The 21,114-nt window shown below is 69.1% G+C and carries 23 protein-coding genes; 17 read left to right on the forward strand and 6 right to left on the reverse strand.

Translation table 11 applies throughout. The features are described 5' to 3' along the window. Positions 1 to 32: 32 nt before the first annotated feature. From rpsK to ACU6WY_RS02315, 6 genes are all read left to right on the forward strand, one after another. Positions 33 to 431 (forward strand): 30S ribosomal protein S11, encoded by a 399-nt coding sequence (gene rpsK, locus ACU6WY_RS02290; RefSeq protein WP_013583990.1) that lies wholly within the window; start codon positions 33 to 35, stop codon positions 429 to 431. Positions 432 to 599: 168 nt separating this feature from the next. Next, entirely contained in the window at positions 600 to 1,589 is a 990-nt protein-coding gene (locus ACU6WY_RS02295; RefSeq protein WP_022879045.1) for a DNA-directed RNA polymerase subunit alpha, read from the forward strand. A gap of 42 nt (positions 1,590 to 1,631) precedes the next feature. Continuing rightward, a complete protein-coding gene (rplQ, locus tag ACU6WY_RS02300) occupies positions 1,632 to 2,198 on the forward strand; it encodes a 50S ribosomal protein L17 (protein WP_483820853.1) in 567 nt (188 codons plus the stop codon). Positions 2,199 to 2,280: 82 nt separating this feature from the next. Further along, positions 2,281 to 3,138: a tRNA pseudouridine(38-40) synthase TruA gene (gene truA, locus ACU6WY_RS02305; RefSeq protein ID WP_483820854.1), complete on the forward strand. Its 858-nt coding sequence runs from the start codon at positions 2,281 to 2,283 to the stop codon at positions 3,136 to 3,138. 55 nt (positions 3,139 to 3,193) lie between these two features. Then, a complete protein-coding gene (locus ACU6WY_RS02310) occupies positions 3,194 to 3,886 on the forward strand; it encodes an endonuclease/exonuclease/phosphatase family protein (RefSeq protein WP_483820855.1) in 693 nt (230 codons plus the stop codon). A gap of 201 nt (positions 3,887 to 4,087) precedes the next feature. After that, entirely contained in the window at positions 4,088 to 4,723 is a 636-nt protein-coding gene (locus tag ACU6WY_RS02315) for a hypothetical protein (protein WP_483820856.1), read from the forward strand. A gap of 87 nt (positions 4,724 to 4,810) precedes the next feature. On the opposite strand, the gene ACU6WY_RS02320 is transcribed toward ACU6WY_RS02315, so the two are convergent. After that, entirely contained in the window at positions 4,811 to 6,478 is a 1,668-nt protein-coding gene (locus ACU6WY_RS02320; protein WP_483820857.1) for a sensor histidine kinase, read from the reverse strand. 178 nt (positions 6,479 to 6,656) lie between these two features. On the opposite strand from ACU6WY_RS02320, the gene ACU6WY_RS02325 reads away from it, so the two are divergent. Then, positions 6,657 to 7,460, forward strand: a complete 804-nt coding sequence (locus ACU6WY_RS02325) for a fructose 1,6-bisphosphatase (RefSeq protein WP_483820858.1) — start codon at positions 6,657 to 6,659, stop codon at positions 7,458 to 7,460. Between the two features lie 13 nt (positions 7,461 to 7,473). On the opposite strand, the gene ACU6WY_RS02330 is transcribed toward ACU6WY_RS02325, so the two are convergent. Next, positions 7,474 to 8,553: a hypothetical protein gene (locus ACU6WY_RS02330; protein WP_483820859.1), complete on the reverse strand. Its 1,080-nt coding sequence runs from the start codon at positions 8,551 to 8,553 to the stop codon at positions 7,474 to 7,476. Positions 8,554 to 8,698: 145 nt separating this feature from the next. Here ACU6WY_RS02330 and ACU6WY_RS02335 point away from each other — a divergent pair, with 145 nt between their 5' ends. Further along, entirely contained in the window at positions 8,699 to 10,177 is a 1,479-nt protein-coding gene (locus tag ACU6WY_RS02335; RefSeq protein WP_483820860.1) for a glycosyltransferase family 2 protein, read from the forward strand. Positions 10,178 to 10,253: 76 nt separating this feature from the next. Here ACU6WY_RS02335 and ACU6WY_RS02340 read toward each other — a convergent pair whose 3' ends face one another. After that, complete coding sequence (locus ACU6WY_RS02340) at positions 10,254 to 11,243, reverse strand: response regulator transcription factor (RefSeq protein ID WP_483820861.1); 990 nt, start codon at positions 11,241 to 11,243, stop codon at positions 10,254 to 10,256. 132 nt (positions 11,244 to 11,375) lie between these two features. Further along, the gene (locus ACU6WY_RS02345; protein ID WP_483820862.1) at positions 11,376 to 12,398 is read right to left on the reverse strand and encodes a glycoside hydrolase family 6 protein; all 1,023 of its coding nucleotides are present in this window, start codon (positions 12,396 to 12,398) and stop codon (positions 11,376 to 11,378) included. A gap of 131 nt (positions 12,399 to 12,529) precedes the next feature. Between ACU6WY_RS02345 and ACU6WY_RS02350 the strand changes: the two genes are divergently transcribed. Beyond that, positions 12,530 to 12,850 (forward strand): DUF7882 family protein, encoded by a 321-nt coding sequence (locus tag ACU6WY_RS02350; RefSeq protein WP_483820863.1) that lies wholly within the window; start codon positions 12,530 to 12,532, stop codon positions 12,848 to 12,850. A gap of 7 nt (positions 12,851 to 12,857) precedes the next feature. On the opposite strand, the gene ACU6WY_RS02355 is transcribed toward ACU6WY_RS02350, so the two are convergent. After that, entirely contained in the window at positions 12,858 to 13,313 is a 456-nt protein-coding gene (locus tag ACU6WY_RS02355) for a MarR family transcriptional regulator (protein WP_483820864.1), read from the reverse strand. A 203-nt stretch (positions 13,314 to 13,516) separates the two neighbouring features. Between ACU6WY_RS02355 and ACU6WY_RS02360 the strand changes: the two genes are divergently transcribed. Further along, entirely contained in the window at positions 13,517 to 13,861 is a 345-nt protein-coding gene (locus ACU6WY_RS02360) for a DUF7882 family protein (RefSeq protein WP_483820865.1), read from the forward strand. A gap of 56 nt (positions 13,862 to 13,917) precedes the next feature. On the opposite strand, the gene ACU6WY_RS02365 is transcribed toward ACU6WY_RS02360, so the two are convergent. Then, a complete protein-coding gene (locus ACU6WY_RS02365; RefSeq protein ID WP_483820866.1) occupies positions 13,918 to 14,211 on the reverse strand; it encodes a sigma-70 family RNA polymerase sigma factor in 294 nt (97 codons plus the stop codon). A 162-nt stretch (positions 14,212 to 14,373) separates the two neighbouring features. On the opposite strand from ACU6WY_RS02365, the gene ACU6WY_RS02370 reads away from it, so the two are divergent. The 7 genes from ACU6WY_RS02370 (at position 14,374) to ACU6WY_RS02400 (ending at position 21,097) form a co-directional block, all read left to right on the forward strand. Continuing rightward, on the forward strand, positions 14,374 to 14,751 hold the full coding sequence (locus ACU6WY_RS02370; RefSeq protein WP_483820867.1) for a DoxX family protein: 378 nt from the start codon (positions 14,374 to 14,376) through the stop codon (positions 14,749 to 14,751). Positions 14,752 to 14,758: 7 nt separating this feature from the next. Further along, positions 14,759 to 15,301, forward strand: coding sequence for a 2'-5' RNA ligase family protein (locus ACU6WY_RS02375; protein WP_483820868.1), 543 nt, complete (start codon positions 14,759 to 14,761; stop codon positions 15,299 to 15,301). Continuing rightward, positions 15,295 to 15,672, forward strand: a complete 378-nt coding sequence (locus tag ACU6WY_RS02380) for a PPOX class F420-dependent oxidoreductase (RefSeq protein ID WP_483820869.1) — start codon at positions 15,295 to 15,297, stop codon at positions 15,670 to 15,672. The genes ACU6WY_RS02375 and ACU6WY_RS02380 overlap by 7 nt, the downstream gene beginning before the upstream one ends. Before the next feature lie 80 nt (positions 15,673 to 15,752). Beyond that, positions 15,753 to 16,769 (forward strand): hypothetical protein, encoded by a 1,017-nt coding sequence (locus ACU6WY_RS02385; protein ID WP_483820870.1) that lies wholly within the window; start codon positions 15,753 to 15,755, stop codon positions 16,767 to 16,769. Between the two features lie 74 nt (positions 16,770 to 16,843). Then, the gene (locus tag ACU6WY_RS02390) at positions 16,844 to 18,100 is read left to right on the forward strand and encodes a glycosyltransferase (protein ID WP_483820871.1); all 1,257 of its coding nucleotides are present in this window, start codon (positions 16,844 to 16,846) and stop codon (positions 18,098 to 18,100) included. Further along, on the forward strand, positions 18,093 to 20,240 hold the full coding sequence (locus ACU6WY_RS02395) for a right-handed parallel beta-helix repeat-containing protein (protein ID WP_483820872.1): 2,148 nt from the start codon (positions 18,093 to 18,095) through the stop codon (positions 20,238 to 20,240). Before ACU6WY_RS02390 ends, ACU6WY_RS02395 begins: the two co-directional genes overlap by 8 nt. Further along, positions 20,237 to 21,097: a helix-turn-helix domain-containing protein gene (locus ACU6WY_RS02400; protein WP_483820873.1), complete on the forward strand. Its 861-nt coding sequence runs from the start codon at positions 20,237 to 20,239 to the stop codon at positions 21,095 to 21,097. The genes ACU6WY_RS02395 and ACU6WY_RS02400 overlap by 4 nt, the downstream gene beginning before the upstream one ends. Positions 21,098 to 21,114: the final 17 nt, after the last annotated feature.

Below are 21,114 nucleotides of genomic sequence, written 5' to 3' on the forward strand. Positions count from 1 at the left end.
CTCCGCCGGCGCAGGATTCAGGAGAACCGCACATGGCACAGGCCAAGTCCGCCGCGCGCAAGCCGCGCCGCAAGGAGAAGAAGAACATCGCCGTGGGTCAGGCCCACATCAAGTCGACGTTCAACAACACCATCGTTTCGATCACCGACCCCTCCGGGGCCGTCATCAGCTGGGCTTCGTCCGGCGGTGTCGGTTTCAAGGGCTCGCGCAAGTCGACGCCGTACGCCGCAGGTATGGCCGCCGAGTCGGCTGCTCGCCAGGCACAGGAGCACGGCGTGAAGAAGGTCGACGTCTTCGTGAAGGGTCCGGGGTCCGGTCGTGAGACCGCGATCCGCTCGCTCACGGCCGCCGGCCTCGAGGTCGGCTCGATCCAAGACGTGACGCCCCAGGCGCACAACGGCTGCCGTCCGCCGAAGCGCCGCCGCGTCTGACGCATCGTTCCCGGGGAGTGCATCTCACTCCCCGGGAACGTCGCGCTCACGCACCCTATGCATCGGGATGCCACGCCCTTTGGGCGCGCGGCATCCCGCGAGTACAACTCAACACCTCACCCCATTACACGTGTCATATAGCGGGCACGTGATCGAAAGGAACACATAGTGCTCATCGCACAGCGTCCCACTCTGACCGAGGAGAAGATCGGGGAGTTCCGCAGCCGTTTCGTCATCGAGCCGCTCGAGCCCGGCTTCGGTTACACGATCGGCAACGCGCTGCGTCGCAGCCTCCTGTCGTCCATCCCCGGCGCGGCCGTCACGAGCATCCGCATCGACGGCGTCCTGCACGAGTTCAGCACCATCCCGGGCGTGAAGGAAGACGTCACCGAGATCATCCTGAACATCAAGCAGCTCGTGGTCTCGAGCGAGCGTGACGAGCCGATCACGGCGTACCTGCGCAAGACGGGTGCCGGCGAGGTCACGGCGGCGGACATCTCCGCTCCCGCCGGCGTCGAGGTGCACAACCCCGAGCTGGTCATCGCGACCCTGAACGACACCGCCAAGTTCGAGCTGGAGCTCACCATCGAGCGCGGCCGCGGCTACGTTTCGGCGACCCAGAACCGCAACGAGTACGCTGAGGCCGGTCAGATCCCGATCGACTCGATCTACTCGCCCGTGCTGAAGGTCAGCTACCGCGTCGACGCGACCCGTGCCGGTGAGCGCACCGACTTCGACAAGCTCGTCCTCGACGTCGAGTCGAAGCCCTCGATCGCGCCCCGCGACGCCGTTGCGTCGGCCGGTCGTACCCTCACCGAGCTGTTCGGTCTCGCCCGCGAGCTGAACGTCGAGGCCGAGGGCATCGAGATCGGCCCCGCGCCGGTGGAGACCGTGCTCTCGAACGAGCTGTCCATGCCGATCGAAGACCTCGATCTGTCGGTGCGCTCGTACAACTGCCTCAAGCGCGAGGGCATCAACACCGTTTCGGAGCTGGTCGCCCTCTCCGAGACGCAGCTGATGAACATCCGCAACTTCGGTCAGAAGTCGGTCGATGAGGTGCGCGACAAGCTCACCTCCCTCGGCCTGTCGCTCAAGGATTCGGTGCCCGGTTTCGACGGCGCCCAGTTCTTCGGCGGCTACGACGACGAGACCGTCTGACCTGTCGGACCCGACCGAACCTTCCTACTGGAGTAACACGACATGCCCAAGCCCACGAAGGGTCCCCGCCTCGGTGGCGGACCGGCCCACGAGCGTCTGCTTCTCGCGAACCTCGCGGCAGCTCTGTACACGCACAAGTCCATCAAGACGACCGAGACCAAGGCCAAGCGCCTGCGTCCGCTCGCCGAGCGCCTGATCACGTTCGCCAAGCGTGGAGACCTCCACGCTCGTCGTCGCGTGCTCTCGGTGATCGGTGACAAGGAGGTCGTGCACACCCTCTTCACGGAGATCGCGCCGCTGGTGGCCGACCGTGAGGGCGGCTACACGCGCATCACCAAGGTCGGCAACCGTAAGGGCGACAACGCCCCCATGGCCGTGATCGAGCTCGTCCTCGAGCCCGTCACCAAGAAGCCGTCGGCATCCAAGGCCGCCGCGGCTCCCGCCGCCGCTGCGCCGGTCGCTGAGGAGGAGGCTCCCGCCGAGGAGACCACCGCCGAGGAGACCCCGGCCGTCGACGAGGCGGCCGACGCCGGTGCCGAGTCCCCCGAAGAGGGCGCGGCCGCTGAGGCTGCGGCCGACGACGCCGTCGAGGGCGACGCCAAGGCGTAACGCTCTTCCTTTCGTATCGAGGCCCTCTCCCACTCGGGAGGGGGCCTCGGTCGTTTCCCGAGACGGGACGTAGGCTGGTGTGGTGCGTATCCGTCTCGACATCGCCTATGACGGAACCCACTTCCGCGGGTGGGCTCGCCAGCCGGGTCTCCGCACGATCCAGGGGGTCTTGGAAGACGCGCTCGTGCGCATCGTCGGCGGCGAGCCCCGTCTCGTCGTGGCGGGGAGGACGGACGCCGGAGTGCACGCGTCGGGACAGGTGGCGCACCTCGACCTGGACGAGGCGCAGGCCGCGCGTCTGCCCCGCCGTCGCCGTGACGGCGACGAGTTCGACGCGGTGGCAGCGCTGGCCGGGCGCGTACGGGGCGTCCTCGGTGCCTACTCCGATGTCACCATCCTCCGCAGTTCCGCGGCACCCGAGGGCTTCGATGCTCGCTTCTCGGCCGTGTGGCGCCGCTATGCGTACCGCCTCGCCGACGCGGTGACCGGCTACGACCCCCTCGAGCGGGCGCGGACGACCACGATCAGGGCGCACCTCGACGTAGAGGCGATGGATGCCGCTGCCCGCAGCCTCATCGGCCTTCACGACTTCGCCTCCTACTGCAAGGCGCGTGACGAGGCCACGACCATCCGGACGCTGCTCGAGTTCGACTGGCGCCGAGATGGCGACAACGCGCTCGTCGCGAACGTCCGAGCGGACGCGTTCTGCCACAGCATGGTCCGCGCGCTGGTGGGCGCGTGCGTCGCCGTCGGCGAGGGACGGATCAGTGTCGATGAGGTCGTGGCGATCCGCGACGCCCGCGCGCGGACTCCGGACACCAAGGTGCTGGCAGCCCGCGGGCTCGTGCTGGCCGAGGTCGGCTACCCGGCCGACGACCTGCTGGCCGCCCGTGCGGAGCAGACGCGCAACCGTCGCGACGCGGACGACATCGGTTCCTGAGCGTTTGGCAACCCGGGCCGGGGGCGTGGGCGGTCGGCCGTAGGCTGGCAGGGCCATGAAGGTCATCTCGTACAACCTGCGCAAGCACCGTGCCGTGGGGGAGCTCGTCTCGCTCGTCGACGCCCACGCCGTCGACGTCCTGTGCCTCCAGGAGTGCGACACCCGAGACCTCCCGGCCGAGATCGCCGGTCTGCGGCTCGCAGAGGCCACACAGCGGAACCGTCTCGGGCTGGCGGTGTACTACCGCGAGAACACCTACCGAGCGGTCGACGTGCGCTCGATCGCCTTGAAGAAGTCCCTTCACGACTACGTGCTCAAGCCCGCGGAGGAGCGCATGCTCGGTGTGCGTCTGCGCGACATCGATGACGGCCACGAGATCATCGTCGCCTCCTTCCACGCCGCGCCTCTCACCGCGCTGAACTCGCTCCGCCGGCACCAGATCCGCACGGCCCTCGCGGAGTTGCAGGACCTCGGTCCGGGCCTCCCGGCACTGATGGTCGGCGATTACAACTACCCGGTCTTCAAGGAGAACCTGGGCCAGGCCGTCCGCGATCAGGGGTACGAGCTCACCCTGAGCGACGCCCGCACGTACACGCGGTACCGCTTCTTCCGCGGACACTACGACTTCGCGACGTCGATCGGCTTCGACATCGCGACCATTCGCACGCTGCCCCAGGGGCTGAGCGACCACCTGCCGATCCTGATCTCCGCGGAGGTCACGGGCACGCGCTCCGCTCCCGTGGCCTGAGCTCACGGTCACCGTCGGGGCGTGACCGTCCGGCGGCGTTGCGCGGGACACGACGGCCCTCCGAGGCCGCCCGTGCCGCAGACGGGAGGGGGCGTGGCATCCGGGGCGTCGTTCACACGGCCCGCGGTCGCGTGGTCCTTCGTGGGCCGCGGCCGAAGCGGTGCCAGCGGCCTAGACTCGACGGGATACACAGGAGGATCGATGGGGGACCGGGTGCGACGCAACCGCGCAGCAGTGGGCATGTTCGGCGCGGGCGCGGTGCTGTTCGGTCTGGTCGGATGCGGGGCGCCCCCGTGGGCGCAGGGCGGCGGGCAGAGCTCGCCGTCGGCCGCCCCGTCATCGTCGGTCGTTCCGGCGCCGCAGCCCGTGCCGAATGACCTCTCCAGCGGCTCGACCGAGCGCTCGGTGACCGCCGGAGCCGTCTCGGCGACCGTGAATTACTGGTCGACTCTCTCGATGGACCGCTGGACGCCCACGGCGCTCAAGCCGGTGAGCATCTCGATGGTGACCACGGTGACCCCCGACGACGGGCAGAAGGTCTACCTGCAACGGGCGACGATGACGGCTGTCCCGGGTAATGAGACGCAGTCCTTCGCCCCGCTGGCGGCTCAGACCGACCAGGCCAACGCGCCCGGTTATCTCGTGCTCTCGCCCTACAGCTACTCCCAGACGTTCAACGTGGGGGAGGTGCCGGCGGATGCCACCTTCGTGACCCTGCAGTTCACGTACGAGTTCCTCGTGCAGACCACGCCGACGTCGAGCGAGTACGCGAAGCAGACCGCGAGCGACTCGATCACGGTGGCGATCGCGCGCGGCGCCGCCTCTACCGACGGCTGATCCCGAGCCGTTCGCGCCCGCGGCCCTCGTCGAGAAGCGCCGCAGTGGTGCGCGGTTCGATCCGCGGCGACCGGAGGTCGTCGGGTGTCATCGCTCGGCGGTTCGGGCGGGCGAGGGGAGCCGGACCGTCACCGTCGTGCCCGTTCCCACTTCGCTCTCCAGGTCGAGCGAGCCCCCCTGCTCCTCGACGATGCTGCGCACGATGCCCATGCCGAGCCCCGTCCCGGGGGTGGGGCTCTCGCGCGCGGCCCGGGAGCGGAAATAGGGGTCGAAGATCCGCGGGAGGTCGTCGGGGTGGATGCCGATTCCCGTGTCGGCGAAGCGGAGTTCGACGATGCCGTCGTGTGCGGTCGCCGAGATGTGCACGCTCCCGCCCCCGGGCGTGTACTTGATGGCGTTGCTCAGAATGTTGTCGAAGGCCTGCCGCAGGCGGAACGCGTCACCGATTGCCTCGGTCGAGGCGGGGACATCGTCCGTCACCGTGACCCGGCGGGCGACGGCCGCGGGGCGGAACGATTCCAGGGATGCGGTGAGGATGCGGTGGACATCGACGGGCGCCACCGCCTTCTCTTCGCGGAACACCCCTCGCGAGTTCGCCAGGATCTCGGAAATCAGCGTCTGCATGCGCTCACCGGCGCCGGCGATGACCTCCAGCTGCTCGCGCACCTTCGGCGCGAGGTCGGGCGCATCCAGGGCCAGATCGGCGTGGCCGATGATCGCCGTGAGCGGATTGCGCAGCTCGTGCGACACCGTGGCGGCCATCCGCTCGCGAGCACGTTCGGCGTCGATGAGCGCCGTGATGTCGTGGACGATGAGAAGGGTGCTCTCGGGCTCGTCGGACGGCACCAGGCGACGGGTCGATGCGGACAGTGCGCGCCAGTGTCCCTGCCCGTCGAACAGCCAGACTCGCTCGTCATCGAACTGCTCTCCCCGGGCTGCCCGGGTGAACGGGCGGGCGGACTCCGGCAAAGGCTCTCCGCGCATGGCGGCGTACTCGACGGCGCCACCCGGCCGGGACGGCTCGTCGCGCTCGATGCCGTACAGAGCCACATACGTGTCGTTCAGTGCGAGCACCTCTCCGTCAGCGGAGAGGCGTGCGATCCCGGTATCCAGGCCGTTGAGCATCTGCGACACCCGACGTTCTTGCCCGGTGACGCGCTGGAGCGTGCCCTGGAGCCTGCTCGCTTGGCGCCGGAGGAGTTGTTTGAAGGCGCGCGTCTGTCGTGCCGAGAGATACGCGGTGATCGCGATGAAGCTCAACGCCAACATCACGACGATCAGGCGCAGCGCGCTCGACGGAGCCGAGTCGTTGATCGTGGCATCCGCGACGATCACCACGCCGACCACGGTGAGAGCGGCAACCGTCATGCTCAACGCGAAATGCGTCGCGATCCAGGTGACGGGAAACACCCAGAAGTACCCGAATCGCAATTCGGTGTCGAAGGTGAGCAGACCGATCCCCGCGATGTCCGCGAAGGGAATCAACGCCACGGCATTGCGGGGCAGTCGATGCCAAGGAACCATGATGGACACCGCCGTCAGGGCGATGACGATCCCGACACCGGTCGAGAACGTCCAGACGGCGAACAGGGAGGGTTCCAGCGCCTGCACGAGCAGCACCGTGATGACGACGCTCGCCCCGAGGACCAGCTGCAGGAGCCAGATGGATCGGGTCCGACCGCTGTGGCCGCTGGGCTCGTCCGCGTCGAAGCCGCCGGGCGACGTCGCCGGCGCATCGCTCATCACGGCTGCCATGTGATCGAGTGTATAGAGGATGGTGTAGTCTTCTGCGCGCCATCCTGTCTCTGCTCGCCCTTCGCGTCCATCCGAGCGCGTCGTCCGGTCAGACTCCCCCTGAGGCCTGCATCCCGCAGTGTGATGGTCGTTTATCGACCTCTGCGCCCTTCGCGCACTCAGCCCTCAGGAGACCCTCGTGAGCACGCCCCCTCGCCGCCGCCCTGTGCGCGCCCTCGCGCTCGCCGCCGTCGTCGGGCTCGCCAGCCCCACGCTCTTGACCGGATGCAGTCAGGTCGTCGACGCCTTCAACGCCATCCAGGCCCAGACCTCGGGGGGCACTCAGCCGGTCGTCTCGACCCCGGCTCCGCAGGCTTCCGCCAGCGACATGCCGTTCGACTCGCAATTCACCTACGACGGGTCGGTGTCGCTGTCGTCCGAGGTCGCCGACGGACTCGAGTTGCGCCTGGACGTGTGGGCAGTGAACCCGAAGCGCACGATGGAGTGGAACCCGTCGAGCGAGAAGCAGTTCGGCTTCGCGATCAACGTCTACGACCACCGGGTCGACGAGAAGGCCGTTCTCGCGCAGAAGCGTCGGGTATTCGTTTCGTCGGTGTCGATCACCTCTCAGACCGCGCAGTCGGGCGGACAGGTGTCGAATCCGTTCCAGTTCAGTGCCGATCCGCGAACGCTCGTTCCCTCCGACACGCTGCGATCCGATCGGGGCCTGCTGCTGAACAGCTTCCAAGGCGGGCTCCTGGTGCCGTCGACGTCGATCCGCCAGCTTCCCACCGACACCTTCGGCATCACCCTGGAGTTCGCTCTGAACGTCGCCGTGGAGGGGGCGGCGAACTCCGACACGTCGTTCTCTCAGCAGACCGTCTACCAGTATCTGCCGATCGCCATCTTCGACGACGACGCCGCTGCGACGTCGAGTCAGCCGACCGACTCGGGCACCGGCACCGGTCGCGCTCCGGGCTGGGGAGAGAGCGGCCAGGGCTGAGCAGCGCGCTCGATCACACCCGCGGCAGCGCGCCCCGCCGCAAGCCCGATCGCCGGGGCGCCATGAGTCGGGAGACCTCGCGCACATCGGTGACCGGGTGGTGCTCGAACGAAAGATCGGGGGTGTCGCTGTAGTCGATCAGCGGCATCTGTGCGGCGAACGCACCGCGCACGCGCTCTTCCACCTCGGTGCGCCCCCCGGTCTTCGCGAGGAGGACGAACACCGAGTCCCGGGTCGGGACGCCTGCCGCTGCGCCCGGCAGCGCGTGCTGTGCCGCATCCACGAGGACGGTGAGGATCTCTTCGGCGCGGCCTCGGCTATGGGCGGCACGGATCAGCTCCATCTCCGGGAGGCGAACAATCATGACGTCGATGCGCGCGTTCGAGCGGAGCAGCTTCGCAGCGGAGTCCCGGAGCGCTCCGAGATCATGGGCGCGAGTGCCCGGGGTGGGGGCGTCGTCCAGCTCACGGCCCAGTCGCACCGCGCCATACCCCATGGCCGCGATGGTCAGGGCGCTGAGGAGCGCCGTCAACTGCGGGGAGGCCGTGTCGTTCCAGAGGGGAGACGACATCCCCGCCGTCGCTGCGACGACGAGTCGATAGGCGTTGTACGCACCGTAGATGGCGAGCGTGATGGTCAGCACCCGGGAGCCGGCGAGGTCGCGGAGCGGGCGCCGCTGGAGCTCCACGGCGGCCAGTGCGGCGAACACGGCCATGCCGGCGGTCTTCAGCAGCGTCGCGTCGTCGAGGGGAAGGACGAAGGTGGCCGCCAGCATCAGGATGGCGGCTGCCCCCGCGCTCACGGCCCCCATCGTGGCGCGCGAATTCAGGCGTCGGGCGCCTACCCACGCCAGCCCGACGGCGAGGATGTTCGCCGCGTTGCCGGCCGCGGCCGCGAACGTTCCCCCACCGGCGATCTCGATGATGTTCGCCGCCGCGCATGCGAGGGCCGAGATCGACGCGACGCCGAGGTAGCGGACCAGTTCGGCCCGCGGGCCGCCGCGGTCGTCGTCCCGCCGTCCGTGGGCCAGGAACAGCGCCGTACCGGCGACGACAGCCGCCGATAGGGCGGTGAGGAGATCGAGCACGACCATCGAGGAAGCGCTCCCTCTGCCGGGTCCGAGCTGATCTTGAGGAAATCTTGCGGGGACGGTGGTCATGTGCGGCGGTGGCCTTGCGGTGACGATACCAGAGTGGGACCTGGCCGACCCGCCGCCCCTCCCAGAGGAAGAAACTGCCATGACCGACGCGCGAACCTTCGCCCCCCACACTCGGACGCTGGTGCACCCGGCGCATGCTGCCGCGCCCGGTCCGGCTCCCGAGGAGCACGGGTTCGCCGACGACTTCGCGTCGGTGCTCGAGCACACCACCGTGCACCGCTCCACCATCGGCTGCATCATTCCTGCTTACAACGAGGAGGAGTCGATCGCTGAGGTGATCGAGGCGCTGCTGGGGCAGAGCCGCGTGCCGGATGTCATTCACGTGGTCGTCAACAACACCTCCGACAACACCGTCAAGATCGCCTCGGACTACAGCGGACCGCACGAGATCTCGACCGAGCTCGGCGAGCAGTTCACCGAGGTGTTCGTGCACGACATCGGCAAGAACCCCGACAAGAAGGTGGGTGCGCTCAACTACGGCTACTCGCTCGTCGAGGGCTACGACTACCTGCTGGGCGTCGACGGTGACACCATCGCGGATGCCAGGGCGGTGGAGTTCCTCGAGACCGAGGCGGTCGCCGACTCGAGGATCGGCGGCATCTCGGCGATCTACACGATCGACGACCAGCCGATCAAAGGACTCGTCGCGAGGTTCCTCACCGCCGGTCAGCGCACCCAGTTCGCCGCGTTCAACCTGCAGAACCTGTTGCGCGGGCGCAACATGGCGGTGCTCGGCGGGCAGTTCTCGATCTTCTCCACCAACGCCCTGCGTGAGGCGATGAAGCAGAACCACCAGATCACGCCGTGGGTGAAGGACTCCGAGGTCGAGGACTCGCTGCTGTCGCTGCAGATCAAGAGCGCCGGATACCTGACGAAGATCAGCCCCTACGCCCGCGCCAACGTCGGCGGAATGACCACCCTCTCCGGCTACGACGCGCAGCAGGTCAAGTGGACCTACGGCGCCATCGAGCTCATGTGGCCCGGACAGCGCGGCGACACGAAGGGGCAGCCCTTCCACCCGAACCTGCGCCTGCGGTGGTTCGAGAACTTCGGCATGTTGACCAACCTCTTCGTGCGCGTGGCGTTCCTCACGCTCCTTGCGGGGTCCCTCTCGATCAGCGCCTTCGTGTTCTCGCCCCTGTGGCTCATTCCGCCGGTCGTGGCGATGCTCTTGAACCTTCGTATCGCCAAGACCATGGCCTCATGCGACCGCACCGACGTGCTGTTCGCGGTGCTGTTCTTCCCCGCCGAGATCTTCATGTGGATCCGCATCAGCCACTTCGTTCGCTCGTGGACCCGCTTCCTCTCGCGGAAGAAGGTCGACAACTGGGCGATGCAGGCCAAGGCGGAGCGGGGTGGCGGTCTCGGTCACTGGGCCCCGATGGTGGTGCTGATCGCCGTGGCGATCGCCCTGGCCGTCGTCTGGGTGCTCGTCGGCCCGGTGGTGCAGTCCTCGATCCTGTGGATCGGGTGGCCCATCGTCGGTGTGGTCACCGTCCTCCAGACCCTCCTCATGTTCACCAAGCTCGTCCGTCGTCACCACGGATACAAGGTCTGATCGCGACCCGAACGCATCAGAAAAACGGATGCCCCGGCCCTGGGGAGGGTCGGGGCATCCGTGATGTCCGGGGTGCTCAGGGGGCCGCCAGCAGCTCCGAGGTCAGGCGGTAACCGACGCCGCGGACCGTCTCGATGTACCGGGGGTTGGCGGGATTATCGCCCAGCTTCCGACGGAGGTTGGTCATGTGGGCCTCGATGGCGCGTTTGTCGGCCTCACCGACGAAGTAGCTGGTGACGTACGACTCCCCGCGGAGCACGAGGGTGAGATCGGCCTTGCTCCGCACGCGCCGCTTGGATTCCATGAGCGTGGCGAGGAGGTCGAATTCCGTCCGCGTGAGGTCGAGTTCGTGCCCGTCGACGAGCACGATCCGGCTGTCGGGGTCGAGCTGCAGATCTCGGTGCACGATCCACGGAGCGCCGGTCGGGGTGAGCTCGCCGTGCGCGCGCGTCGCCACCTCGCTGCCCGTGTGAGGCATCAGATCGCCGCCGGGTGCCGCGCCGGGTGCCGTCGCCCAGGGCTCCGGGCCCTGCGAGGAGGGCACCACCAGCGGTGCGCCCGGCACAGAGCTGGGCGTACCGGGGGCGGGGTCTGCCGCTCGACCGACGTCGCTGCTCTGCCGTGCCGCCGGGAACGACGGCCCGACGCTGTCTTGGCGGGGAGCGGTCACCGCCGGCGCACCGGAGCGGGGCCGCCGGAGGAGCGCCTCGATGCGGGCGCGCAACTCGCGGGGGCGGAAGGGCTTCACGACGTACTCGTCAGCGCCGGCGCCGAGACCCAGCACGACGTCGGCTTCTTCCTCGAGGCCCGTGAGCATGACGATGTAGGTATCGCTCTGCTGCCGGATGCGGCGGGCTGCCTCGAAACCGTCGATACCGGGCATGTTCACGTCAAGCGTGGTGATGAGGGGTTGGTAGGCGATGACCGCGCGCACGCCGTCGATGCCGTTGCCCACCGAGACCGTCGAGAATCCGGCGGACTCCAGGACGTCCACGAGCAGATGACGAATATCCGGATCGTCCTCGACGATCACGGCTGTCTTCAGCATCTCTGTGCTGTCGCTCATTGCACCACTCTTCCGGCTCCGCACATGGTCCTGACCGCGATCTCCCCCGAGCCGCGTCGGCCGCGGAGCGACCGAGGCACATCCTTACATACTTCACCGGCCACCGGCCTGTCTCGGACGAGAGTCACGCGATCACCGGCTTTCGCGCGTGAGTTCCACCGCGGCTTCGGGCCACCACGTACCGGCGGCGGGACCGTCGTTGCAGTCGCCGTCGCTTTCCCCGGGAGGCTTGATCCACAGCGTCGTGTCGACCACGCCGTCGCCGAACGCGCCGCTCGGCGCGCCGACCAGGCGACCGGGCGGATTACACCATTCCGACCCCGCCGGCCCGGCACCGTTTCGTGAGGTGTCGATGATCGCGTGGGTGCCGCCCAGCCGGTCGGACAGCTCGTGCGCGTAGTCGAACTCTCGCGCGGTGTCTTGGTAGTTGGAGACGTTCAGTGCCACCCCACGCACCTCGCTCAGGAGGCCCGTCGCGCGAAGAAGATCGGCCATCTCGGCGGCCGAATGCCAGGCCGAGTGCCCCGCGTCGAGGTAGATCCACGTGTTCGCACCGCGGATGTTCTCGACCGCCGTCCGCAGGTGCTGGACTCGATCGTCGAACGAGCCGCACGAGGAAGACAGGGCGATGCTGTCGGGCTCGAGGACCACGATTTTCCGTACGTCCGACGCATTGCGCAGCGCGTCGCCGATTCGCGCGGTCCATTCTCGGTAGGAGTCGGGGTCGAGGCCTCCGGCAGAGTGGTTTCCGCAGTCGCGATCGGGGAGCCCATAGACGGCGAGGGCGACGGTGGCATCCTGCTCCCGCGCCTCGGCCGACAGGTGCGCCACCCGATCCCACACTTCGTCGACGGGATCGATCTCGGGGGTGAGCCAGTACGTCGTCGGTTGCGCCGCGAGCCAGGCGGCAGCGTCGCCCGCGGGGGACCCCGCCGGGGTCTGCGCGGCGGCTTTGGCGGCCTTGGACTCGTCGGGCACGACGATGCGGGTATCTACAGCCGGTGGCCGTGCCGACAGCGTCTGGAACAGTGTCGTGACCAGGGAGCCGACCACGGCGATCCCCGTGATGAACGCGATGACGACGACAATCACCCCGCCGATCAGAATGATCCGCGGAATCCGGCGGCGCCGGTTCGGGCGCTGCGCTCTCCCCACCCTCAGGACTCTAGTCGAGCCCCGGAGGTCTGAGGCGAAGGGGGGACTCCCGGGGTGCGGGACGAATCGCCCCTCTCGGCGGGGGCTACGAGCGTGGTAGTTAACCGAATGAACGTCGGTACACTGCTTTTGTGGGGAAACTGATTTACAACGCTCTCGGGCACTCATTGGATATCGAGGATCGCACCCTTGCCCACCTGCGTCTCGTCTTCATGAACAAGCTGCGTCGCGGAGAGCCCTTCATGTTCCATTTCCCCACGGGCGACGGGACGGGAGTCCGAACTCTGTGGATCCACCCGTCGATTCCGCTCGTGTTTCACTTCTACGGCAGTCGACCGCCCCAGATGAATCGTCGCTGGGTGGACGAACTCATGAACGAAGCCAGTTCTCCGAACGGTCTCACCGTGATCGCCGAGCCCGATCCAGATACCGGGAGCCCCGCCGCGGTGTGACCGGTCGTCACCGGCATTCGGCGTCGACGACCTCGCGAACGCGGTCCAGGAACACCGCGAGTTGATCGGCCGCCCCGGTGGGCAGAGCGAGCGCGAACTCGCGGATCTGTGACGTGACGGGGTCGATGGTGTCCGCATCCATGCTGCGGTCGAAGGGCACCACGAACTTGCTGCGGCGGTCGCCGGGATTCGCGACGAAGCCGATCAGTCCGCCCGCGTGTAAACGGTCGAGCATTCCGGTGACCGACGCGGTGGACACCGCCAGGGCCTGCGCGATCTCGGTCGGAGTGACCGTAGCCCCTTCATCGGCGCGCTCCAGGATCAGACGCATGGCGGCGCGGGCGTTCTCGCTCGGCCCGCAGTTCGTTTGGCGTCTGCGCGCCAGTCGGGCCTCGGCCAGGCGCAGTCTTTCGACGGCGCGGGCGGCGACCGTCGCGGGGTCGTCTTCTGTCACGATCGTCATGGCTCTCCCTGTCGGATCCGGCCGCCCCGGAGCGTCAGTCTAGTTAGCGGAACGAGATGTTCTTCCGGTTGCGAACCCGCTCGCCGGCCCCGCGGGACGCGAAGAAATTCGGTAAGCGACCCGGATTCAGCCGCAGTTCACTTGGGGATAGTTAGGCGATCTAGTAAAATTTGGATTGCCAAAAACTCCGGAAGGAGATGCTCATGGGCCTTTTGTTCTACGGCTCTTCCGAGCGCCCGATCCGGATTCCGGATCGCGTTCTCACCCACGTGAAGGTCGTCGTCGCCGCCAAGCTTCGTCGCGGTGAGAGTTTCACCATGTCGTGGCGCCACCCGGAGGAAGACGAGGGGGGACGCAGCACTCTCTGGATCGAGCCCTCGATCCCGTTGCGTTTCGTTTTCGGTACGGCCGAACCGGAGGCGCTCGACCCCGTACTCCTCCAGACGTACGCGAATGCGGCGAACTCGTCGAGCGGTCTGACGATCGATCTCGAGGCCGCGGGAGACACGGTGTCCGTCACGGCGCACGCCGCGCGTCCTCGGACCTGAGGACTCGACCTTTCCCGGTTCCCCGGACGCTCCGTTCTCGCGGCAGGGGGACGGTGTTACCGCTGGGCGGCGGCGTGTCGGTGCGCGATCAGCGACATCCACGCCATGCCGGGGCAGGGCGGCGCACTGCGTCCCCGCATCCGTTCCCAGGCTTCGACGTAAATCCCCTCGAGGAGGTCCTCGGCGCGAACCGGATCGCGAGTGAGGGTTCGCAAGACGGCGAACACCCGGGGCGCCGTCGCGTCGTAGAAGGAAACGAAGGCGTCGCCGTCGCCCGCGGCTGCGCGCACGAGGAGCGAATCCAGGTCCACACCGCCGGCGGCCGCCCGCTGTCTGCGGGTGAGTGTCACGGGCACCTCCTCGGTCGACGTGTCCCCAGTCAATCGCCGCGAGCGGACCGCGCCCGGGGGTTGCGTTCCCGGGATCGCTCGCGTAGCGGAGCAGGTGCCCCCTCCCGTGCCCTCGGCGTCAACCCCGGCGTCGCGTCGCGGGAAGGCGTCTACCGTGAGGGCATGAGATCGCTCGTACGGTGGACGCTCGCCCTCGCGATGACCTTTGCCGGTCTGGCTCACTTGACCTTCGCGCGCCGAGATTTCCAGGCGCAGGTCCCGGACGCTGTCGTGGAGCACGGCCCGCTGGACCGGGATGCGGTGGTCGTGGCATCCGGTGTGGTCGAGATCGGCTTCGGCCTCGCACTGCTGCTTTTGCCCCGGGAACGTCGCCGCGTCGGCGCCGCGCTCGCGGCGTTCTACATCGCGATCTTCCCGGGCAACGTCGACCAGTGGCGCAAGGCCCGCTCGGCCTTCGGGCTCGACACCGACCGCCGGCGCTTCGCCCGGCTGTTCTTCCAGCCGGTGCTCGTCGCCGCCGCGTGGTGGTCCACGCGCTGACCCGGCGATGAGCGCGGTCGTCAGCCTGGAGTTCGTGTTCGACGCCGTCGGCGACGCCGCGATACGGCGGGAATGGGAGATTCTCGAGCGCGCCGGACTTCCGAACCAGTCCCGCCACACCGGAGCGACGAACCGCCCGCACGTGACGCTGCTGGTGCGCACGCGGCTCACCGACCTCGATGGCGGTGCCCTCGAGCCTCATCTCCCGCTCGGGGTGGGGCTCGGCGCGCCCCTGCTGTTCGGGGGTCTGCGCACACGAGTGTTGGCTCGGTCGGTGCTACCGACGCCGGGCCTTCTCGGCCTGCACGCGGCCGTGCACGCTCTCGCCGGGGGTGGCGACGACGCGCCGCACACAGTCCCGGGTGACTGGAGTCCGCACGTGACGCTCGCGCGTCGATTGCCGACCGACCGGGTCGGGGAGGCGCTCGCCGCCCTGGCGGAACAGGGCGGTGATCGGATCGACGTGCGCGTGATCGGCATCCGTCGATGGGATGCCGGCACCCGGACGGTCTCGCACGTCGCCGGACGTGGCACGCTGGAACCGTGCTGACCGACGACGCGTTTACTTTCCTCCGCGAGTACCACCTCGCCACCCTGTCGACCGTCGGGCGGTCGGGCCGTGTCCACGCCGTCCCGGTCGGGTTCACCTACGCCGATGGCCTCGTGCGGATCATCGGGTCGCGCGGGACGCAGAAGTTCGTCAACGCCGAACGCAGCGGGCGCGCCTCGGTGTGCTCGGTGGACGGAGCTCGGTGGATCAGTTTCGAAGGGCCTGCGCGGGTCGCTGACGACCCGGAGGCCGTGGCGCTCGCGGTCGAGCTCTACGCCGCGCGGTACCGCCAGCCGCGCGTGAACCCGGAGCGCGTCGTGCTGGAGATGACGGTCGAGCGAATTCTCGGTTCCGCGCACCTGCGAAGCTGAGCTGCGCGCCCTCACGATCGCACGCGGCCGGGCCCCGTCTTCCGCGCGCGGCGGGGATCCCCCGTGTGATACTCGACGCGATGAACCGGATCCTGGCCGTCATGGCCGTGCTGACCATGGGTGCGGCGACGCTGGCGGCATGCACGCCGGCGGCCGACCCGCCCTCCGCCGTCGCGACGACGCCCGCGGCACCCGGGGAGCAGCTCGCAGCCTGCGCCCCGGATGCGATCCGGGTGGGGGAGGGGGCGGATGCCCTGCAGAGCGCCCTCGACGACGCTCGCCCCGGCGTCGTGCTGCAGCTGGCCCCCGTGGTCTACGCGGGGCACTTCCGCGCGAGTGTCGCCGGCACCGCGGGGGCGCCCATCGTTCTGTGCGGCGCGCCGGGAACCGAACTCGACGGCGGCGATCCCTCGGGCGGCTACACCCTGCATCTCGACGGGGCCTCCCACTGGGACGTGCGCGACCTCACCGTGCGCGGCGGGCAGAAGGGGGTCGTCCTGGATGCCGTGTCAGGCACCGTTCTGTCTGGGCTTCGCGTCTCCGACGTGGGGCAAGAGGGCGTGCACCTGCGCGCGGGAAGCAGCGACAACACGCTGCGCGGGGTCGCGGTGGCGCGCACCGGTCTCACGGACCCCGAGTTCGGCGAGGGCGTCTACGTCGGATCCGCCGAGTCGAACTGGTGCCGGTATAGCGCGTGCGCACCCGATCGCAGCGACCGCAACGTGTTCGAGGCGCTGGTCGTGAGCGACACCACCGCCGAGGCGCTCGACGTGAAAGAGGGGACCACGGGGGGCATCGTGCGCGGATCGCGGCTGTCGACCGGTCCTTCGCCCGCGGTCGACAGCGCCGTCGACGTGAAGGGCTCGTCCTGGCGTTTCGAGAGCAACACCATCGCGGGCCCCGTCGACGCCGTGTCGATCCACGTCATTTCGGCGCCGTGGGGGGCGGAGAACACCGTCGCGGGCAACACGTTGGAGGCGGGGCCGGGTGGTGTCGGCGTCGCCGTCGTCGGCGATGCCCGTGAGGCGGGGAACACTGTCTCGTGCAACAACACGGTGCGGGACGGCGTCACCCTGTCGAACGTTTCCTGCACGTAACACGGACACGGTAATCTTCAGGAGCCTCCCCGGGGCGGAATTCGGCGTGCGCGCCGCACGAACGAGGGGAACGGATGGGTCAGGCGTCAATCGGCGAGCAGCTCATGTGGCTGCTTCCCTTCGGGTACCTCGGGATCGTCTCGTGGGGCTTCTGGATCGTCCGCAAGATCCTCGCCGCCACCGCACGTCCCGTGCGCAATGATTACCGCACGACGACGACGGTCGTGGTGCCGTCCTTCCACGAAGACCCCGACGTCCTCATCCGGTGCCTGCACACCTGGGTACGCCAGGGGCCGTCGCGCATCATCATCGTGCTCGACGTCGCCGACGTCGAAGCCCAGCGCCGGATCGAAGCGCTCGAGCTGCCCACGGTGGAGGTCGTGATGTTCGTGCACCGGGGCAAGCGCTCGGCGCTCGGGGTCGGCATCCGGATGGTCGACACCGAGCTCATCGTGTTCGTCGACTCCGACACCGCGTGGGAGGAGGGCATGCTCGACGCCGTCCAGATGCCGTTCATCGACCCGGCCGTGGGAGCGGTGAGCACGCGACAGAACGTCTATCTGCCCAAGTCGAGCATCTGGCGGCGCGTCGCCGACTGGATCATCGATCTGCGCTACACCGATTACGCGCCCGCGATGGGGCGCTTCGGCGGCATGATCTGCGCCTCCGGGCGCACGGCGGCCTACCGTACGTCGGTGATCGCCCCGCGGGTGGACGACCTCGAGCACGAGATCTTCTTCGGCAAGGAGTGCGTCGCCGGCGACGACGGCCGCATGACCTGGCTCGTGCTGTCTCAGGGGTTCCGCGTGACGCACCAGGACAGCGCTCGCGCCCTGTCGATGTTCCCGGGCACGTTCCGCGCGTTCGTCAAGCAGCGGGTGCGGTGGAGCCGCAACTCCTTCCGCTGCTACCTCACCGCGATCCGCCACGGGTGGGTGTTCAAGGTGCCGCTGATCTCACAGATCACGATGATGCAGATCCTGCTGACGCCCTTCACCATGTTCGTGGCTCTCGCGTACATCGCCCTCTCCGTGCGCGCGGAGTATCCGTGGCTCGCGCTGGGCCTGGCCATCGTGTGGCTCTTCGTCGGTCGCGGCATCCGGGGCATGGCTCACCTGTGGCGTCGCCCGGAGGACATCGTTCTGCTGCCGCTGGTGACCGTGGTCATCATCTTCGTGGCGTTGCCGATCAAGCTGTACGCGCTGTTCACGATGAACAAGCAGGGGTGGCTCACGCGCACGGCCGACCGCCAGGGCGGCGAGGGGCAGTCCGAGGCGAGCCTCGGAGCCGCGATCGATGACGCCACGGCCCCAGAGGTCTCCCGTGGATGAGGAAACGGGTGCCCTGACCGCCGCCGAACGCGGCGACACGCACCCCGCGATCCGCGGCATCTCCCGCGTGATCATGGTGGTCGCCGTCGCGGTCCTCGTGGCGGGCGTGGTGCTGGCCGGCAATTTCGTGCACACCGGGACGTTCTTTCCCTGGCTGCAGTCCGGGGCCTCCGGCACGGCGGTGGTCGCCCCCGCCCCGACCCCGGATGCCACGGACGCGCCCGAGAAGCCGAAGACGCCCGCCGAACTGGTCGCCGCCGAGGATGCCCGGCTCGCCGCCGTCGCCGCCCTCGCGCCCGATGATCCCGCGCTGCTGGAGCAGTGGAACACCGTCGTGCTGGCTCCGCGGGGCGGCCAGCAGACCGGGTACGGCCTGAGCGACCTGCTGGCCTCGGGGGCCGCGCGCCAGGACGACGCCACAACCGTCACTCTCGTGCGCAACGTCGTCGTGCGTCCCGGTGCCGAGCTCGATTTCTTCGGCGCGGGAGCGACGCTGAGGATGTCGAGTTCACCGCAGGGGGCGGTGAGCATCGTCGCGTGGGGCGGCATTCTCGGATTCATTGGCGCCGACGACGACCCGTACGTCGTCACGTCGTGGGACGACACGGCCGGCGCTCCAGATACCGAGGAGAGCGACGGCCGCGCGTACATCCGCGTGCGCGATGGCATCCTCGCTTCCGGGCGTACCGATTTCCGTGATCTCGGCTACTGGAGCGGCCGGACCGGCGGTCTCGCCGTGACCGGCACGGGCGATGAGCGCGCGTCCGCCGGGATCGTCACCTCGACGATGACCGGTCTGCACTACGGACTGTTCCTCTCCGACGCCACGGGGGTCCTGCTGCAGGACTCGACCATCACGGATTCGACCCTCACCGGGGTGGAGCTCACCAACGGCACCGATGCGACGGTGATCGAGCGCACCACCGTCACCGGGTCGGGGGCGGAGGGCGTCTCCGTCTCCCGCCAGTCGACCGAGCTGAAGGTCATCGATTCCACCGTCGAGGGGTCGGTGGGCTGGGGCATCCGGGTCGACGGTGCCGCGCTCGCCGACGGCCCGACCTCGGGCGGTTACGGACTCACTCCCTCACAGGGATTCACGCTCACGGGTTCGCACGTGCGAGACAACCGCGACGGCGGTGTTCGCGTCATCTCCACCGATACGACCGAGATCCGCGGGACGGAGGTGGCCGAGGCGCGCACCGCCGTGCTCGTGGAGGGGCCGTCGACCGGGCTCACCGTCGCCGATGTCGACCTCACGTCGACAGACCTGCGCGCCCTGGATGTGTCGGGGAAGATCACGGATGCCACGGTGTCGGACTCGCGCCTGGCCGGGCGCCGCATCGCGCTCGAGGTGGTCGGCGCGTCCGTGATCGTGCGCGACAACGATCTGCGCGTCGACTCCGGCTTCGCCGTCGAGCTGTCCGACGACGCACGCGCGGACATCACGGGCAACACCGTCCACGGTGTCGGGCAGGACGTCGTCGCGACGTGGTCGGGGTCGCGCACGATGCAAGCCGACAATGACCAGACCGACTGGACGTTCCAGTGGGCGTGGGTCGGGTGGATGAACGAACACCCGATGATGTGGATGTGGGCCTTGGTGCTGCTCATCCCCGCCATCGGTCTGCCGTTGCTGTGGCGCCGCCGCCGGGAGCACCTCAAGCTTCGCGCGCTCCTCCACGAGGCGCTGCTCCGGCACGGCGAGGAGCAGGTGGCCGCCTATCGCGGTGAGGAGGCGGATGTCGTCCCCGCGCGGGCCGACGCGGGCGCCCCCGTGCGGGAGGCGGGTCGCCCCGCCGACCGGCGGATCGCGCCGGTGGCGGCGGGCCGCGACGTGCGCTCGGCTCCCGCCCGAGGCGCGACGACGGCCACCCTGCCGGCTCCCCCTTCCCGTCCCTCCGCGCCTCCCGCTGCTCCCCGGTCCCCGGCCGGGCGGCCCCGCTCGTTCGCCGACCTGCGTACGGGGGCGCTGGAGGGGCGGACGTTTGCCTCGTTGCAGCAGTTCGCGGTCGCCGCGGTCGTGGAGGGCGGGTACTCGGTGCCGACCATTGCGCGTCTGTTCCGCATTCAGCACTGGCGGCTGCAGCAGTGGGTCAACGAAGCGGAACAGAACCGGAACGTCGGAGGAGGTCGACGATGAGCGAAGAGCAGCACGACGATCGCCTGGACACGGTGCTGCGTACCCTCGGCGATCGGGTGCGGGCGATGCGCCTCGCGCGCGGCATGTCCGTTACGAGCTTGTCATTCGAGGCCGAACTCGCTGAAGAGCTGATCCGTTCCGTCGAGGCGGGACGCACCTCGATTCCCATGGAAGCGCTCGTGGCGCTCTCCGACGTGTTCGAGGTGGGCGTGGCCGATCTGTTCGGGGACGCCACGGCGCCGGCGGCCCCCTCCGATGCGATCGACGCGCCGAGCTCCAGCCCGCACGTCGTGCCGAGTCCGGTGATCTGGGGCGGTGACCTTCCGCCCGCGCCATGGGTTTCGCCCGAGGCCGCCCCGTCCCCTCCACCCGCCGCCGCACCCCCGCCACCCGCCCCGGCTCCGCGGGCCTATCCCCATCGGGACGCCGAGTCTCCGGCATCCCGCCCAGGATCGGCGGACCTTCCGCCGGCGCCCTGGGTGACAGCACCCACCGTGCCCTCGACGGCGCCCGCCCCCGAGCACGTCGCGGTCTCGCCCACCGCCCCGCCGCAGACCGAGGCGCTGGCCGTGCCCTCGGTGGCGCCCCACGTTCACCAACGCGCGGCCCAGCGGGGGATGCGTGAGGCCTCCGCGTACGTCTTCGTGGCTCCCGGCGCCCCCGGCGGATCCGTTCCCCGGACCTTCGCCGATCTGCGCACCGGACCGCTGGCCGGGCGGAGCTTCCGTTCGCTGCGGGAGTTCGCCGTGGCATCCGTGGTCGAAGGCCATCACGCCGTGGCCGACGTGGCGCGGGTGTTTCGGGTGCCGGTCTGGCGCCTCGAGCAATGGGTGCGCGAGGGAGGCTCCCCGGTCTGAGCCCCCGCCCGCGCCCC

The sequence above is a fragment of the Microbacterium sp. ZW3a genome, from assembly GCF_057167165.1.